Source organism: Rugamonas rubra (assembly GCF_900114705.1).
In the GTDB taxonomy this organism is placed as follows: domain Bacteria; phylum Pseudomonadota; class Gammaproteobacteria; order Burkholderiales; family Burkholderiaceae_D; genus Rugamonas; species Rugamonas rubra.
Window position 1 is genome coordinate 156,176 of sequence record NZ_FOTW01000019.1, and the last position, 15,333, is coordinate 171,508.

Sequence of the window (15,333 nt, forward strand, 5' to 3'; positions counted from 1 at the left end):
GATGCCGCTGGTCGGCATTTTGCTGGCCGCCGGAAGGGGCAAGCGTTTCGACCCCTCCGGCGTGCAGAACAAACTGCTGCAGCCGCTGGCGAACGGCGACGCCGTCGTCCTCGCCAGCGCCAAGAATTTGCTCGCCGCGCTGCCGCGCGTGGTCGCCGTGGTGCGGCCGGGCGACGAGAGCGTCGCCGCGCTGCTCGGCGCGGCCGGCTGCGAGGTGCGCGTTTGCGCCGAAGCCGACACCGGCATGGCCGCCTCGCTCACCCATGCGCTAGACTACGCCCGTGGCGCGCCCGGTTGGCTGGTGGCGCTGGGCGACATGCCGTTTGTGCGGCCAGCGACCATGCGTCTGCTGGCCGAGCGCATCGAGGGCGGCGCCCGCATCGCCGCGCCGCTGTACCGGGGACGGCGCGGCAATCCGGTGGCCTTTTGCGGCGACTACCTGTCGCTGCTGCTGGCGCTGGACGGCGACCAGGGCGCCCGCGCCATCCTGCACAGCCACACCGTCAGCGAAGTCGAGGTCGACGACGCCGGCGTGCTGCGCGATATCGATTTGCCGAACGACTTGGAAAAAGGGTCAGACCCTAGGGTCTGACCCTGAGTAACGCGTGTGCCGCCCCAGTGGTAGCCATGCCAGAACACGAGGACAACAATGAAAAAGCCAAATAGCAGCAAGCCCGCCGTCGCCTACACCATCGTCCCCAAGGACCTGGCCGGGCATATCTTCCTAGTCACCCTGACGGTCGAGGCACCGGCCGCCGAAGGCCAGCAATTCATCCTGCCGGCCTGGATACCGGGCAGCTACATGATCCGCGAGTTCGCCCGCAACATCGTGCGAATCCGCGCCGAGAGCCGTGGCCAGCCGGTCGCGCTGACCAAGCTGGACAAGCACTCCTGGCGCGCCGCCCCGGTCAAGGGCGCGCTGACGCTCGAATACGAGGTGTACGCCTGGGACCTGTCGGTGCGCGCCGCCCACCTCGACCAGACCCACGCCTTCTTCAACGGCACCAGCGTGTTCCTGCGCGTGCCGGGGCAGGAACACGCGCCGCACCAGGTCGACATCCAACGCCCGGCCGACGCCGCCGCGCGCACCTGGCGCGTGGCCACCGCGCTGCCCGAGTTGAAGGCCAAGCGCTACGGCTTCGGCACCTACATCGCCGCCAACTACGACGAGCTGATTGACCATCCGGTCGAGCTGGGCGACTTCGCCCTGGCCACCTTCAAGGCGCACGGCATCGCGCACGACATTGTCATCAGCGGCCGCGTGCCCAATCTGGACATGGCGCGCCTGTGCGCCGACCTGAAGGCGATCTGCGAAACCCAGATCGCCTTCTTCGAGCCGCGCGGCAAACGCGCGCCGATGCAGCGCTACGTCTTCCTGACCCTGGCCGTCGGCGACGGCTACGGCGGCCTGGAGCACCGCGCCTCGACCGCGCTGATTTGCGCCCGCGCCGACCTGCCCAGCAGCGCCGCGCCGAAGAAGGCCGAGGTCAGCGACGGCTACCTGCAGTTCCTCGGCCTGTGCAGCCACGAGTACTTCCACACCTGGAACGTCAAGCGCATCAAGCCGGCCGCCTTCGCCCCCTACGACCTGCAGGTGGAAAGCCACTCGCCGCTGCTCTGGCTGTTCGAGGGTTTCACCAGCTACTACGACGATTTGATGCTGGTCCGCGCCGGCATCATCGGCGAGCCGGCCTACTTCAAGCTGCTGGCCAAGACCATAGTCGGCGTGCTGCGCGGCAGCGGCCGCAGCAAGCAAAGCGTGGCCGAGTCCAGCTTCGACGCCTGGACCAAGTACTACCGCCAGGACGAGAACGCGCCCAACGCCATCGTCAGCTACTACACCAAGGGCTCGCTGGTGGCGTTGGCGCTCGACCTGAGCATCCGCGCCAAGAGCGCCGGCAAGAAGTCGCTCGACGACGTCATGCTGGCGCTCTGGCAGCGCTACGGCCGCGACTTCTACCCCACCGTGGGACGCGGCGTCACGCCGGCCGAGGTGGAGGCGCTGTTCGACGAGATCAGCGGCATGCGCCTCAAGCCCTTCTTCGACAAGTACGTGCGCGGCACCGACGACCTGCCGCTGGCCAAGCTGTTGGCGCAGTTCGGCGTCAAGTACAGCGACGAGCGCAAGTCGACCAAACCCAGCCTGGACGTCAACGCCGGCCGCGACGGCAACGACTGCAAGCTGTCCAGCGTCCACGAGGGCGGCGCGGCGCACCAGGCCGGCCTGTCGGCGGGCGACCTGCTGGTCGCCATCGACGGCCTGCGCGTCACGGCGACCAATCTGGACACGCTGCTGTCGCGCTACGGCGTCGGCTCAGAGGTCGAGGTGCACGCCTTCCGCCGCGATGAACTGATGAGCTTCCGCCTGCGACTGCAGGGCGACCGCGTGCCCAACGTCGCCTTGGCGCTGGCGCCGGCCGGCAAGAAGGCCGCCGGCCCGTCGCGCCCCAGCGCACCGCGCTGAGCACAACCCTGCGGCGAAAATCTAGGGTCAGACCCTAAGGGTCTGACCCTGGCTCGGCGCATCTGGGTGGTTTTAGCAACCCAGGGGCAGACCCGCGCCTGCCGCCGTGTGGGGGCGTGGCTTCCCCCCCCACTTTCATCCCTGCGATGTTCAACGGCGCCGTTCTGGTCTAGAATCCCGCTACGCGCGTCAATACCACTCACCATACCGGATAGCCAGTGACCCTGCTCGACCCCTCAACGATCATTCTGATGTCGGCCTTGATGGGTGGCGCGATGAGCGTCGTGCTGTTCGCCGCCGACCGCAGCTTCCCGGCCGAGATCCGTGGCCTCGGCCATTGGGCGGTGGGGCTGTTGCTGCTGATCGCGGCGGCGGTGTTGTTCAACCTGCGCGGCGTGCTGCCGCCGGCGCTGGCGCTGTTGAGTGCCAATTCCATGTTGCTCTGGGGCCTGGGCCTGTCGATGGTCGGCACCGAGCGCTTCTACCACCGGCCGCCCAGCTGGCGCGCCTTCCATCTGGTGTGGGGGCTGGGCATGAGCGCCATCGCCTGCTGGTTGCTGGTCTGGCCGGACTTCCAGGCCCGCGTCGCGGTGTTCTCCTTTCTCGTCTTCGGCTTCTACGCGCGCCAGGTGCAGCTGATCTGGCGCTACGGCGAGCGCCATTTCTCCACCCGATTTTTCGGCGCGCTGATGCTGTTCCAGACCCTGGCAGTGCTGCTGCGCGGCTGCCTGGCGCTGTTCGGCAGCGCCACCAGCGTCGATCTGATGCGCGGCGGCCCCTTCGCCAGCTTCTATCTGGCCACCGCCAACTTCATGGTGTTGCTGCTGGCGGTCGGTTTCATGACGGTGGCCACGCGCCGCCTGCAGAGCATCCTCGAGCTGCGTTCCACCCTCGACCCGCTGACCTGCGTGCTGAACCGGCGCGGCTTCGCCGACATCTACGGCAAGGAGCGGGCGCAACTGCGCCGCGCCGCCCGCGGCATGACCTTGCTCAGCATCGACCTGGATTTCTTCAAGCAGATCAACGACCAGTATGGCCACGCCATGGGCGACCGCGTGCTGGTGCATGTCGCCGCCACCGTCGGCAAGACCTTGCGCGAGTCGGACCACATGGCCCGCTTCGGCGGCGAGGAGTTCGTCGTGCTGCTGCCGGACACCGGCGTGGAGCGCGCCATCGGCGCCGCCGAGCGGATACGCGTCGCCTTGCGCGGGCCGCACCCGGAAGGCATGCCGGCCTACACGGTCAGCATCGGCGTGGCCTGCCAGCAGAGCGCCGCCGAGGATCTGGACGGCCTGCTGATGCGTGCCGACGCCGCGCTGTACCGCGCCAAGGCCAACGGCCGCGACCGCATCGAGGTGGCCGAGCCGGCCAGCCCGCCGGCGTCGATGTTGCACGCTATCCGCGCCTAGGCGCCTGGCCTTGGTCTACGGCCTTGGTCCACGGCCTTGGCGCCAAGGCGGGGCGCCAAGGCGGGGCGCCAAGGCGGGGCCACCTACTGCGGCCCGGCCAGCGTGCGCAGCTGGAACCGGTAGTCTTTGTTGAACAGGAAGGTCTCGGAGAACACCAAGGTTTTGTGGCCGAAGCGCAGCAGGTGGCCCGGCTTGGGGTAGGGTGTGCCGGCCGCCAGCGCGGCCAGCGCCACCTTGGAGGCGGCGTTGTCGCGCGAGCGGTGCACGCGCGCCTCACTGACGCCGCCGTCGCGGTCGATGCCGATGTCGAGCACGACGATGGCCGGCAGCATCGGCGGCAGCCGGCCGCTAAAGGTCTGTTGCGGATTGCTGGCCAGGATGCGTTCGGCCACCTGCACCTTGTACTCGTCGAGATTGGCGGCGGCGCGCGGCGGCGCCGGCGTGGCGGCGGCGGGCGGCGCCGGCAGCGGGCCGACCTTGGGCAGCACCGGCGGCTCCTTGTGGCAGGAGGCCAGCAGCAGCGCGGCGCCGGCGGCAAGCGCGATCCTCAATGTATGCTGCGATCGGCTTGCCATGGTGGTGTACTCCGGGTCAGTTGAACAGGCGGGCCAGCTCGGCGCCCGGGTCCGGCGCGCGCATGAAGGCCTCGCCGACCAGGAAGGCGTGCACGCCGGCGGCGCGCATGCGTTGTACGTCGTCCGCCACCATGATGCCAGATTCGGTCACCACCAGGCGCTCGGCAGGAATGCGCTCGAGCAGGCCCAGCGTGGTGTCTAGCGAGGTCTCGAAGGTGCGCAGGTTGCGGTTGTTGATGCCGACCATGCGCGTCTTCAGGCGCAGCGCCGCGTCCAGCTCGTCGCCGTCGTGCACCTCGACCAACACGCCCATGCCCAGCTCGTGGGCGCAGGCCTCCAGCTCGGCCATCAGGCCGTGGTCCAGCGCCGAGACGATCAGCAGGATGCAGTCGGCGCCCATGGCGCGCGCCTCGTAGACCTGGTACATGTCGACCATGAAGTCCTTGCGCAGCACCGGAATGGCGCAGGCGGCGCGCGCCTGCTTCAGGTAGGCCACCGAGCCCTGGAAGAACTGCTCGTCGGTCAGCACCGACAGGCAGGCGGCGCCGTTGGCGGCGTAGCTGGCGGCGATCTCGGCCGGGCGGAAGTCGGCCCGCAGCACGCCCTTCGACGGCGAGGCCTTCTTCACCTCGGTGATGACGCCGGCGGCGCCGCCGGCGATGCGCTGGCGCAGGCTGGCCTCGAAGCCGCGCAGGCCCTGGCGCAGTTCGGCGTCGCCCTCGACTTCGCTGCGCAGGCTGGCCAGGCTGCGGTGTTTTTTGGCGGCGGCCACTTCGTCGGCCTTGACGGCGAGGATTTTGTTGAGGATGTCGGACATGATGGCAATCTGGTGAGGGTGTGGGCGGGGGCGCGCGCCCGGCTTAGTTGTTGGCGCCCAGGCTCTGCGTGACCTGGACGAACTGGTTGACCTTTTCCAGCGCCGCGCCGGAGCTGATGGCGATGCGCGCCAGGCGCAGGCCGTCCTCGATCGAGCTGGCGGTGCCGGCGGCGTACAGCGCGGTGCCGGCGTTGAGCGCGACGATGTCGTGGGCGGCGCCGGGTTCGCCGCGCAGCGCCTCCATCATCTTGGCCTGCGACTCGGAGGCGTTGGCCACCCGCAGGTTGCGGCTGGCGATCATCTGCATGCCGAAGTCCTCGGGATGGATCTCGTACTCGCGGATCTCGCCGTCGACCAGCTCGCCGACCAGGGTGGCGGCGCCGAGCGAGACCTCGTCCATGTTGTCGCGGCCGTAGACCACGATGGCGTGCTGCGCGCCCAGGCGCTGCAGCACGCGCACCTGGATGCCGACCAGATCCTCGTGGAACACGCCCATCAAAATGTTCGGCGCGCCGGCCGGGTTGGTCAGCGGGCCGAGGATGTTGAAGATGGTGCGCACGCCCAGCTCGCGGCGCACCGGCGCGGCGTGCTTCATGGCGGCGTGGTGGTTGGGCGCGAACATGAAGCCGATGCCGGTCTGGGCGATCGACTGGGCGATCTGCTCGGGCTTCAGGTTGATGTTGGCGCCCAGCGCCTCGATCACGTCGGCGCTGCCGGACGAGGACGACACGCTGCGTCCGCCGTGCTTGGCCACGCGCGCGCCGGCGGCGGCGGCGACGAACATCGCCGTGGTCGAGATGTTGAAGGTGTGGGCGCCGTCGCCGCCGGTGCCGACGATGTCGAGCAGGCCGCGGGTGTCGGCCATCGGCACCTTGGTGGAGAACTCGCGCATCACCTGGGCGGCGGCGGCGATCTCGCCGATGGTTTCCTTCTTCACGCGCAGGCCCATGGTGAGGGCGGCGATCATCACCGGCGACATCTCGCCGGACATGATCTGGCGGAACAGGTGGAGCATCTCGTCGTGGAAGATTTCGCGGTGTTCGATGCAGCGCAGCAGGGCTTCTTGATGGGTGATCGGCATGATGGTTCCTTCTTCAATGATGAGGACGCGGGTCGCGGCGACGGACAGCTCGATGAGGGGCGCGCCGCCGTGGCGGCGCGCGGCTGGCGTCAGCGGACCAGGAAGTTCTTCAGCAGGGCGTGGCCGTGCTCGGACAGGATGGACTCGGGGTGGAACTGCACGCCCTCGATGTCGAACTCCTTGTGGCGCACGCCCATGATCTCGCCGTCGTCGGTCCACGCCGTCACTTCCAGGCAGGCCGGCAGCGTGGCGCGGTCGATCGCCAGCGAGTGGTAGCGGATCACCGTGAACGGCGAGGGCAGGCCCTTGAACACGCCTACGCCGGTGTGGGCGATCAGCGAGGTCTTGCCGTGCATGACCTGCTTGGCGCGGATCACCTTGCCGCCGCAGGCCTCGCCGATGGCCTGGTGGCCCAGGCAGACGCCGAGCATCGGCTTCTTGCCGGCGAAGTGCTTGAGCACCTCGAGCGAAATGCCGGCCTGCGCCGGGTCCTTCGGGCCCGGCGAGATGCAGATGCGGTCCGGGTTCAGCGCCTCGATCTCGGCGATGCTGATCTCGTCGTTGCGGAAGGTGCGCACGTCCTCGCCCAGCTCGCCGAAGTACTGTACGATGTTGTAGGTGAAGGAGTCGTAGTTGTCGATCATGAGCAGCATGTTAGAACTCCCCATCCAGGCCGTCTTGCACTTGTTCGGCGGCGCGCAGCACGGCGCGCGCCTTGTTTTCGGTTTCCTGCCATTCCATCTCGGCCACCGAGTCGGCGACGATGCCGGCGGCGGCCTGCACGTACAGCATGCCGTCCTTGATGACGCCGGTGCGGATGGCGATCGCCACATCCATCTCGCCGCCGAACGACAGGTAGCCGCAGGCGCCGCCGTAGATGCCGCGCTTGGAGATCTCCAGCTCGTCGATGACCTCCATCGCCCGCACCTTCGGCGCGCCGGTCAGGGTGCCGGCCGGGAAGGTGGCGCGCAGCACGTCCAGGTTCGACAGGCCGCCCTTCAGCTTGCCCTCGACGTTGGAGACGATGTGCTGCACATGCGAGTATTTTTCGATCACCAGGCGGTCGGTGACCTGCACGCTGCCGATTTCGGAGATGCGGCCCAGGTCGTTGCGGGCCAGGTCGATCAGCATCACGTGCTCGGCGATCTCCTTCGGATCGGCCAGCAGCTCCCTGGCCAGCTCGGCGTCGCGCTCGGGCGTGGCGCCGCGCGGACGGGTGCCGGCGATCGGGCGCAGCGTGACCTTCTTCTCGCCGTCGGCGGCGGTCTCGTTGCGCACCAAAATCTCCGGCGAGGCGCCGACGATCTGCATGTCGCCGAAATTGTAGAAGTACATATACGGCGACGGGTTCAGCGAACGCAGCGCGCGGTACAGCGTCAGCGGCGAATCGACGTAGGGCTTGCGGATGCGCTGGCCGATCTGCACCTGCATCAGGTCGCCGGCCATCACGTACTCGTGCGCCTTGGCGACGGCCTTCAGGTAGTCTTCCTTGTTGAAGTCGCGGATGATCTCGGTGCGTACCGAGCTGGAGGTGACCGGCGCGTCGACGCCGCGGCGCAGCATCATGCGCAGGTCCTTCAGGCGCTGGCGCGCCTTCGAGAACGACTCGGGCTGGGCGGTGTCGGCGTAGACGATCAGGTACAGCTTGCCGGACAGGTTGTCGATCACCGCCAGCTCCTCGGTCACCATCAGCTGGATGTCGGGCAGGCCGAGGTCGTCCTTGGGCTGGGTGGCGGCCAGCTTCTTCTCGATGTGGCGCACGGTGTCGTAGCCGAAGTAGCCGGCCAGGCCGCCGCAGAAGCGCGGCATGCCGGGCCGCAGCGCCACCTTGAAGCGGGCCTGGAAGCTTTCGATGAAGTCGAGCGGGTTGCCCTCGTGGGTCTCGATGACGACGCCGTTCTTGACGATCTCGGTGCGGCTGCCGTAGCTGCGCAACACGGTCGTGGCCGGCAGGCCGATGAAGGAGTAGCGGCCGAAGCGCTCGCCGCCGACGACGGACTCGAGCAGGAAGGTGTTCTTGCCGCCCTGCTGGGTCTGCGCCAGTTTCAGGTACAGCGTCAGCGGGGTTTCCAGATCGGCGAAGGCTTCGGCGATCAGGGGGATGCGGTTGTAGCCTTCCGTGGCCAGCGATTTGAATTCGAGTTCGGTCATGTCATCTCTCCATGCCGCCCCGAATGCCAAGAGGGTGTGGGGGCGGTGGTTGTTCAAAAAACCTGTCGGGTGCGTGGGCACATGCGACAGCAATCAGGGTGGCTTACTTTTGCCAGGATTGCCAGCGTCGCCAAAGCCAGGCCTCAATCGAGCCGGGTTGGGTGACGTTGTGTTTTTTGTCGAGAAACATTATTGGTGTAGGGGCTGTGTGCAGTTCAGTTATGAAAACGAATCTGGTTCGCCGCGTCGAGCAGCGTGTCAACTATACCATCGGAATCGGTGGCGTGTATAGCCTGTCCGTGATTGTAACCATAAGGCACAGTCAGCACGGGACATCCGGCCGCCCGCGCCGCCATGGCGTCGTTCTGCGAATCGCCGATCGCCACCACCGTCGCCGGTGCCATGGCGAAGTCGCGGCACACCGTTTGCAGCGGCAGCGGGTCGGGCTTCTTGCGCGGCAAGGAATCGCCGCCGTAGACCAGCTCGAAGTAGGGCGCCAGGCCCTTCATCTCCAGCAGCGGCTTGGCGAAGGCGATCGGTTTGTTGGTCACGCAGGCCAGGCGCAGGCCCTGCGCGCGCAGCGCCTGCAGGCCGGCGATGACGTCGGGATACAGCGCGCTGTGCTGGCCGTTGATGTCCAGGTAGTGGCGCTGGTAGGACGCCAGCGCCGGCGCCAGCAGCGGCGCCAGTGCGGCTTCGTTGTAGTCGAGCGACAGTACGCTGTGGATCAGGTGTTCCGAACCCTTGCCGACCATCAGGCCGATCTGCTGTTGCGAGATCGGCGCCAGGTCGAAGTCGGCGCGCATGCGGTTGATGGCCACCTGGAAATCGGGCAGCGTGTCGAGCATGGTGCCGTCGAGGTCGATGATGGCGGCGCGCACGCCGGCCAGTACCGTCATGCCCGCCTTCACTTACACGCCCGCCAGTTGCGCGCGCATGGCGTCGATGACGGCCTTGTAGTCGGGCTGGCCGAAGATCGCCGAGCCGGCCACGAAGGTGTCGGCGCCGGCCGCCGCCGCCGCCGCGATGTTGTCGATCTTGATGCCGCCGTCGACCTCGAGCAGGATGTCGCGGCCCGACTCGTCGATCAGGCGGCGCGCCAGCGCGATCTTCTTCAGCGCCTCGGGGATGAAGGACTGGCCGCCGAAGCCGGGGTTGACCGACATGATCAGGATCATGTCGATCTTGTCCATCACGTGCTCGAGGAAGTGCAGCGGCGTGCCCGGGTTGAACACCAGGCCGGCCTTGCAGCCGTTGTCGCGGATCAGTTGCAGCGTGCGGTCGATGTGCTCGGATGCCTCGGGGTGGAAGGTGATGATGTTGGCGCCGGCCTTGGCGAAGTCGGGGATCAGGCGGTCGACCGGCTTGACCATCAGGTGGACGTCGATCGGCACCTGCACGTGGGGGCGGATGGCCTGGCACACCAGCGGGCCGATGGTCAGGTTGGGAACGTAATGGTTGTCCATGACGTCAAAGTGGATGATGTCGGCGCCGGCCGTGACGACGTTGCGCACTTCCTCGCCCAGGCGGGCGAAGTCGGCGGACAGGATGCTGGGAGCGATGCGGAAAGTGGTCATGGTGTGGGCTGGCGTTGAGCGTGCAGTAAAAAGGATGCGCTATTTTACGCTTTGCCGCGCCCGCCTGGCGATTTTGCCGCCGGCGCCGCACGCCGCCCGAGAATTGTCATGCCAATTGCGGGCTACACCTTGCGCCCGGCCCGGATTTGCGGTGCAATGTGGAATGGACGATGAAAATTCGCCAAGCTTGCAGATCCTCGTCGCTGCACCGCTGTTGCTTCATCTTTAAGGAATGTTAATGGCCTCATACGAATTCACCGTCTCGGTCAGAACCCAGTACCTGCCCGAGCAGTCCGACCCGGAACGCACCAACTTCGTGTTCACCTACTCGATCACGATCAAGAACACGGGCACTGTGGCCGCGCAACTCATTTCCCGCCACTGGATCATCACCGACGCCAACAACCACATCGACGAGGTGCGCGGCCTGGGCGTGGTCGGCCACCAGCCGCTGCTGGCGCCGGGCGAGCAGTTCGAGTACACCAGCGGCACCGCGCTGGCCACGCCGCAGGGCTCGATGACGGGCGAATACTTCTGCGTGGCCGAGGACGGCCACCGCTTCGAGGTGACCATTCCGGAGTTCGTGTTGTCGTTGCCGCGCACTTTGCACTAAAGTAGCGCAGCCCGAGCGAAAGGCACGCCGCGCCGCTGCGGGCGTGCCTTTTTGCTTCACTCGGCCTGATCGGGCTGCCGCTCCGGTTTCGGCTCGGGCAGCGCGCGGGTCGGCCGGGGCGGGGTCTTGCCCGAGTACATGGTCCACCAGACGATGAACGCCAGCAGGAAAAACGCGACCAGCGCTTCAATCATTAATAGCCACATAGCGATCCTCAATGTTATTTACACGCCGTAGTCTACTCGTTCCCCTGTCCCTCGTCGCGCTGGCCTTGGCCGCCTGCGGCACCGCGCCGCCGGCGCCCAAGCCGGCGCCGAGCGCGCCGCTGCCGCCGGGCGCCGTCGTCCCCACGCCCGCAACGCCCGCAACGCCAGCGACGCCGACCCCGGCGCCCAAGCCGAGCGTGCCGCAGTTCGTCCCGGCCAGCTTCGCCGACCTGCCCGGCTGGAACAAGGACGACCTGCGCGCCGCCTGGCCGGCCTTCATGTCGTCCTGCGGCGTACTGGGCAAAAAGCCGGACTGGAAGGAGTCGTGCAGCATCGCGCGCGGCGTCAACGGCAACGACGAGCGCGCCATCCGCACCTTTTTCGAGGCCTTCCTGCAGCCGCAGCGGGTGCTCGCGCCCGACGGCGCCGAGGACGGCCTGGTCACCGGCTACTACGAGCCGCTGCTGCACGGCGCGCGCAAGAAGGGCGGCCCGTTCCAGACGCCGCTGTACAAGGTGCCGGACGACCTGGTCACCGTCGAGCTGGCCAGCGTGTATCCTGAGTTGAAGGGCATGCGCCTGCGCGGTCGCCTGGTCGGCAAGAAGGTGTTGCCGTATGCTACCCGCGCCGAGATCGAGCGCGCCACCGAGGCCGGCGGCAAGGAGTTGCTGTGGGTCGACGATTCGGTCGAGGCCTTCTTCCTCCAGGTGCAGGGTTCCGGCCGCGTGCAAATGAGCGACACGCAGGAGACCGTGCGCGTCGCCTACGCCGACCAGAACGGCCATCCCTACAAGTCGATCGGCCGCTATCTGGTGGACAAGGGCGAGCTGACCTTCGAGCAGGCCTCGGCGCAGGGCATCAAGGCCTGGATCGCCGGCCATCCGACGCGCCAGCAGGAGCTGTTCAACGTCAATCCCAGCTATGTGTTCTTCAAGGAGGAACGCCTGCCCGATCCGCGCGTCGGGCCGAAGGGCGCGCTGGGCGTGCCGCTGACGCCGCAGCGCTCGGTGGCCATCGACGCCGCCCAGCTGCCGCTGGGCGTGCCGTTGTTCCTCGCCACCACCCAGGCCAACAGCGACATTCCGCTGCAGCGGCTGGTGATGGCGCAGGACACGGGCGGCGCCATCCGTGGCGCGATCCGCGTCGACTATTTCTTCGGCTTCGGCGCCGAGGCGGCGGAGAACGCCGGCCGCATGAAGCAGCGCGGCAATGTCTGGTTGTTGCTGCCGAGGCAGGCGCCGGCGCGCTGAGCGCCGCGCCATCTGCCTGGTTTTTCAGCACAGGGCGGCCGCGAGGCCGCCCTTTTTTGTTAGCGCAGCACCATCACCGGCAGAGTGGTGTGGGCCAGCACCTTTTGCGTCTCGCTGCCGAGGAACAGGCGGTTCAGGCCCTTGCGGCCGTGCGAGGCCATCATGATGATGTCGCAACCGTGCTGCTTGGCCGCCTCGACGATCTCCTCGTAGGGGCTGAACGACAGCGTGACCACGCCCTCGAAGGCGATGCCGGCGGCCTCGGCGGCGGCGGCCACCTTGGCGATGTTGCGGCGCGCCTCCTGCTCCATCTCCCGTTCGAAGGTCTTGGCGTCGAGCACGGCGCCGCCGTCGGCCATCGGCGAGAAGGGGAAGGGGTGGATCACGCTGATGGCGACCAACTGCGCTTGGTTGAGCTGGGCGAACTGGATCGCCGTGGCGGTGGCTTTGTCCGACAGCGCGGAGCCGTCGGTCGGCAGCAGGATTTTCTTGAACATGGCCTTCTCCGGTGAGTGTATGGCTGCAAGCTTATGGAATTGACCAGTGGAAATCCTTGATCCAGATCAAACCAGGCCGCATCCACCGCTCAGGCGTCCAGTGTGGCGCCAACAGGCCGTTCGGGGCGCACGTCACGGATGGGCTTGGACAGCGCCATGGCGATGGTCAGCAGGATGCCGCCGGCGCCGACGCAGGCCATGCCGGTGCGGATGCTCAGGTGCTCGGCGATGTAGCCGGCCGCCAGGGCGCCCAGCGGCGCCGTGGCCACGGTCAGGAAACGCATGGTCGAGATCATGCGGCCGAGGAAGGCGTCGGGCGTGACCTTTTGCCGCATCGCCATGTAGGGCATGAAGAACAGCATCACGCCGCAGTCGAAGAACAGCGACAGCGAGGCGAAGGCGACGGTGGTGGCCATGCTGCTGCCGAACAGCGCCGTCGGAATGGCCGGCATCAGCACGAAGCCCAGTGTGGTGGCGGCGGTGCCGATCAGCAGCGTGACGCCGGCGCCGAAGCGGCGGTTCAGCGGCTTGATCACCATCGAGCTGATGAACACGCCGACCCCGCCGACCATCTGCGCCGCGCCCAGCACGCCGGGCGACATGCCCAGTTCGCGCGTGGCGAACAGGATGGCCAGCGCGGCGTAGCCGTAGAACAGCAGATGCCAGACGCCGGCCGCCCAGGCCAGCGTGCGCAGCAGCGGATGGCCCCAGATGAAGATGAAGCCGTCGCGGATGTCGCGCAGCGGGTGCTTGTCGGACGGCGCCGGCTGCGGGTCGCGCACGCTGATGCGGCGCAGGTTGAGCACCGACACCACGAAGCCGGCGGCGTTGACCAGGATGGCGTAGGGTGCCGTCAGCCACTGGATCAGGATGCCGGCGACGCCGGGCGAGATCAGGCGCGAGGCCGAATCGCTGGCGGCGAACTTGGACTGGGCGTCGATCAGCCCGTCGCGACCGATCAGGAAGGTCAGGAAGATCTGCTCGGCGCCGCCACCGACCACGGTGCAGCTGCCCAGCACGAAGGCCACCGCATACATCCAGTGCATCGACAGCAGGCCCAGCCAGTAGGCCGCCGGGATGCTGGCCAAGGTCAGTGCCTGCACCACCTCGCTGCCGAGCAAGATCGGCAGCTTGCGGCTGCGGTCCAGCAGCACGCCGGCCGGCAGCGCGAACAAGGCGAACGGGATCGCCTGGCAGGCCATGAGCATGCCCATCTGCGAAGGGCTGGCGCGCAGCAGGATGGCCGAACACAGCGGCAGGGCCAGCGCGCTGATCTGCCCGCCGAAGCCGTTCAGAATGCTGCTGAACCAGTAGCGGCGGAAGTCGACGTTGCGCAGCAGGGCGTCGCGGGCCAGCAGTTCGGACAGGTAGTGGCGGATGGCGGTAAGGATATGAGGCCCGGTTCGGTCGGCGGATGGAGATTCAAATAATACCAGCGCGCAACCTCTCTATATAGACGATAAAAGATACAATCGCCGCATACCGATCTAGAAGCTTGATTATCCACCGGAGGAGTCCCCATGCAATACGAAGACCTGATTGTTGACGTGCAAGGCAAAGTGGCGCTGATTCGCCTGAACCGTCCCAAGGCGCTGAACGCACTGAACGACCGCATGATGGATGAGCTGGGCGACGCCCTGCGCAAGTTCGACGCCGACCCGGCGATCGGCTGCATCGTGCTGACGGGCAGCGAAAGAGCCTTCGCCGCCGGCGCCGACATCGCCGCCATGGCCGACTACACCTATGTCGACACCTACCGCGACAACTACATCACCCGCAACTGGGAGCACATCCTGCGCGTGCGCAAGCCGGTGATCGGCGCCGTCGCCGGCTACGCCCTGGGCGGCGGCTGCGAGCTGGCCATGATGTGCGACTTCCTGATCGCCGCCGACAACGCCAAGTTCGGCCAGCCGGAAATCAAGGTCGGCGTCACGCCCGGCGCCGGCGGCACCCAGCGCTTGCCGCGCACCATCGGCAAATCCAAGGCCATGGACCTGTTGCTGACCGCCCGTACCATCGACGCGGCCGAAGCCGAGCGCATCGGCCTGGTCTCCCGCGTGGTGCCGGCCGAGATGTTGCTGGAGGAGGCGATGACTGCCGCCGCCACCATCGCCGACATGCCGACCTCGGTGGCGATGATGATCAAGGACGCCGTCAACCGCGCCTTCGAGACCACGCTGACGGAGGGCGTTAATTACGAGCGCCGCCTGTTCCAGTCGGCCTTCGGCACGCCCGCCCAAAAAGAGGGCATGCACGCTTTCCTGGAAAAGCGCTTGCCTAAGTTCGACGGTCTTTGATATAGTTCGCCTCCCCGCAGAAATGCACGCAGAAACAAGCGGTTGCAGAGTAGGCGGGGAGAAAAAGAAGCTTGACGAAATGGCCGAAACGCTGCATACTCTTCCTTCTTCGCAACTGACAAACAAAACGCTTTGTCAAGGGTTGAAAGCCCGGTTGCAGGCAGTACCGAATAAAGTTCTTTAACAATTAACAGTCGATAAGTGTGGATGTTTGATGAAAGTGCAGCGACTTCTTCGGAAGTCGTCAACTTAAAATATCAAATGTTCACAAGAAGTAATGAAATAGGACGCTTCGCAAGAAGTGGCCTGTCAGTATTTTGAGTGAGCGACCCCTTAGCAATAAGGGTGACACGAAAGTGTCAAAGTAACAGAGATTAAACTGAAGAGTTTGATCCT

16 protein-coding genes are annotated in these 15,333 nt (G+C 66.7%); 6 read left to right on the top strand and 10 right to left on the bottom strand.

What is annotated here, in order from left to right:
• Nucleotide 1: 1 nt before the first annotated feature.
• The 3 genes from BM252_RS19995 (at nucleotide 2) to BM252_RS20005 (ending at nucleotide 3,873) form a co-directional block, all read left to right on the top strand.
• Nucleotides 2-592: a nucleotidyltransferase family protein gene (locus BM252_RS19995; protein ID WP_093389436.1), complete on the top strand. Its 591-nt coding sequence runs from the start codon at nucleotides 2-4 to the stop codon at nucleotides 590-592.
• 57 nt (nucleotides 593-649) lie between these two features.
• Nucleotides 650-2,464, top strand: coding sequence for a M61 family metallopeptidase (locus BM252_RS20000; protein WP_093389437.1), 1,815 nt, complete (start codon nucleotides 650-652; stop codon nucleotides 2,462-2,464).
• A gap of 218 nt (nucleotides 2,465-2,682) precedes the next feature.
• Nucleotides 2,683-3,873, top strand: a complete 1,191-nt coding sequence (locus tag BM252_RS20005; protein WP_245774352.1) for a GGDEF domain-containing protein — start codon at nucleotides 2,683-2,685, stop codon at nucleotides 3,871-3,873.
• Nucleotides 3,874-3,956: 83 nt separating this feature from the next.
• Here BM252_RS20005 and BM252_RS20010 read toward each other — a convergent pair whose 3' ends face one another.
• The 7 genes from BM252_RS20010 to rpe all read right to left on the bottom strand — a co-directional run bounded on the left by BM252_RS20010 (nucleotide 3,957) and on the right by rpe (nucleotide 10,074).
• Nucleotides 3,957-4,448, bottom strand: a complete 492-nt coding sequence (locus BM252_RS20010) for a TonB C-terminal domain-containing protein (protein WP_139236637.1) — start codon at nucleotides 4,446-4,448, stop codon at nucleotides 3,957-3,959.
• Nucleotides 4,449-4,464: 16 nt separating this feature from the next.
• A complete protein-coding gene (gene trpC, locus BM252_RS20015) occupies nucleotides 4,465-5,265 on the bottom strand; it encodes an indole-3-glycerol phosphate synthase TrpC (protein ID WP_093389440.1) in 801 nt (266 codons plus the stop codon).
• Nucleotides 5,266-5,308: 43 nt separating this feature from the next.
• Nucleotides 5,309-6,346, bottom strand: coding sequence for an anthranilate phosphoribosyltransferase (trpD, locus tag BM252_RS20020; RefSeq protein ID WP_093389441.1), 1,038 nt, complete (start codon nucleotides 6,344-6,346; stop codon nucleotides 5,309-5,311).
• A gap of 89 nt (nucleotides 6,347-6,435) precedes the next feature.
• Nucleotides 6,436-6,999 carry an anthranilate synthase component II gene (locus tag BM252_RS20025; protein ID WP_093389442.1) on the bottom strand — a complete coding sequence of 188 codons (564 nt, stop codon included), beginning with the start codon at nucleotides 6,997-6,999 and terminating at the stop codon, nucleotides 6,436-6,438.
• Between the two features lies 1 nt (nucleotide 7,000).
• The gene (gene trpE, locus BM252_RS20030) at nucleotides 7,001-8,497 is read right to left on the bottom strand and encodes an anthranilate synthase component I (protein WP_093389443.1); all 1,497 of its coding nucleotides are present in this window, start codon (nucleotides 8,495-8,497) and stop codon (nucleotides 7,001-7,003) included.
• 215 nt (nucleotides 8,498-8,712) lie between these two features.
• On the bottom strand, nucleotides 8,713-9,396 hold the full coding sequence (locus tag BM252_RS20035; protein ID WP_093389459.1) for a phosphoglycolate phosphatase: 684 nt from the start codon (nucleotides 9,394-9,396) through the stop codon (nucleotides 8,713-8,715).
• A 12-nt stretch (nucleotides 9,397-9,408) separates the two neighbouring features.
• Nucleotides 9,409-10,074 carry a ribulose-phosphate 3-epimerase gene (gene rpe, locus BM252_RS20040; protein ID WP_093389444.1) on the bottom strand — a complete coding sequence of 222 codons (666 nt, stop codon included), beginning with the start codon at nucleotides 10,072-10,074 and terminating at the stop codon, nucleotides 9,409-9,411.
• A 238-nt stretch (nucleotides 10,075-10,312) separates the two neighbouring features.
• Here rpe and apaG point away from each other — a divergent pair, with 238 nt between their 5' ends.
• Nucleotides 10,313-10,687, top strand: a complete 375-nt coding sequence (gene apaG, locus BM252_RS20045; RefSeq protein ID WP_093389445.1) for a Co2+/Mg2+ efflux protein ApaG — start codon at nucleotides 10,313-10,315, stop codon at nucleotides 10,685-10,687.
• 56 nt (nucleotides 10,688-10,743) lie between these two features.
• On the opposite strand, the gene BM252_RS31130 is transcribed toward apaG, so the two are convergent.
• Complete coding sequence (locus BM252_RS31130; RefSeq protein ID WP_174900589.1) at nucleotides 10,744-10,881, bottom strand: hypothetical protein; 138 nt, start codon at nucleotides 10,879-10,881, stop codon at nucleotides 10,744-10,746.
• 23 nt (nucleotides 10,882-10,904) lie between these two features.
• On the opposite strand from BM252_RS31130, the gene mltA reads away from it, so the two are divergent.
• Nucleotides 10,905-12,143 (top strand): murein transglycosylase A, encoded by a 1,239-nt coding sequence (mltA, locus tag BM252_RS20050; RefSeq protein ID WP_093389446.1) that lies wholly within the window; start codon nucleotides 10,905-10,907, stop codon nucleotides 12,141-12,143.
• 59 nt (nucleotides 12,144-12,202) lie between these two features.
• Here the strand turns inward: mltA and BM252_RS20055 are convergent, their stop codons facing one another.
• Together BM252_RS20055 and BM252_RS20060 are read right to left on the bottom strand one after the other, a co-directional pair.
• The gene (locus BM252_RS20055) at nucleotides 12,203-12,640 is read right to left on the bottom strand and encodes a universal stress protein (protein WP_093389447.1); all 438 of its coding nucleotides are present in this window, start codon (nucleotides 12,638-12,640) and stop codon (nucleotides 12,203-12,205) included.
• An 89-nt stretch (nucleotides 12,641-12,729) separates the two neighbouring features.
• On the bottom strand, nucleotides 12,730-14,076 hold the full coding sequence (locus BM252_RS20060) for an MFS transporter (protein ID WP_342742531.1): 1,347 nt from the start codon (nucleotides 14,074-14,076) through the stop codon (nucleotides 12,730-12,732).
• 84 nt (nucleotides 14,077-14,160) lie between these two features.
• Between BM252_RS20060 and BM252_RS20065 the strand changes: the two genes are divergently transcribed.
• A complete protein-coding gene (locus BM252_RS20065; RefSeq protein ID WP_093389449.1) occupies nucleotides 14,161-14,937 on the top strand; it encodes an enoyl-CoA hydratase in 777 nt (258 codons plus the stop codon).
• Nucleotides 14,938-15,333: the final 396 nt, after the last annotated feature.

Bases quoted from the DNA above. Each gene is read 5' to 3' on its own strand.
- BM252_RS19995 (WP_093389436.1), top strand. From the start codon at position 2: ATGCCGCTGGTCGGCATTTTGCTGGCCGCCGGAAGGGGCAAGCGTTTC.
- BM252_RS20000 (WP_093389437.1), top strand. From the start codon at position 650: ATGAAAAAGCCAAATAGCAGCAAGCCCGCCGTCGCCTACACCATCGTC.
- BM252_RS20010 (WP_139236637.1), bottom strand. From the start codon at position 4,448: ATGGCAAGCCGATCGCAGCATACATTGAGGATCGCGCTTGCCGCCGGC.
- trpC (WP_093389440.1), bottom strand. From the start codon at position 5,265: ATGTCCGACATCCTCAACAAAATCCTCGCCGTCAAGGCCGACGAAGTG.
- trpD (WP_093389441.1), bottom strand. From the start codon at position 6,346: ATGCCGATCACCCATCAAGAAGCCCTGCTGCGCTGCATCGAACACCGC.
- BM252_RS20025 (WP_093389442.1), bottom strand. From the start codon at position 6,999: ATGCTGCTCATGATCGACAACTACGACTCCTTCACCTACAACATCGTA.
- trpE (WP_093389443.1), bottom strand. From the start codon at position 8,497: ATGACCGAACTCGAATTCAAATCGCTGGCCACGGAAGGCTACAACCGC.
- BM252_RS20035 (WP_093389459.1), bottom strand. From the start codon at position 9,396: ATGACGGTACTGGCCGGCGTGCGCGCCGCCATCATCGACCTCGACGGC.
- rpe (WP_093389444.1), bottom strand. From the start codon at position 10,074: ATGACCACTTTCCGCATCGCTCCCAGCATCCTGTCCGCCGACTTCGCC.
- apaG (WP_093389445.1), top strand. From the start codon at position 10,313: ATGGCCTCATACGAATTCACCGTCTCGGTCAGAACCCAGTACCTGCCC.
- BM252_RS31130 (WP_174900589.1), bottom strand. From the start codon at position 10,881: ATGATTGAAGCGCTGGTCGCGTTTTTCCTGCTGGCGTTCATCGTCTGG.
- mltA (WP_093389446.1), top strand. From the start codon at position 10,905: ATGTTATTTACACGCCGTAGTCTACTCGTTCCCCTGTCCCTCGTCGCG.
- BM252_RS20055 (WP_093389447.1), bottom strand. From the start codon at position 12,640: ATGTTCAAGAAAATCCTGCTGCCGACCGACGGCTCCGCGCTGTCGGAC.
- BM252_RS20065 (WP_093389449.1), top strand. From the start codon at position 14,161: ATGCAATACGAAGACCTGATTGTTGACGTGCAAGGCAAAGTGGCGCTG.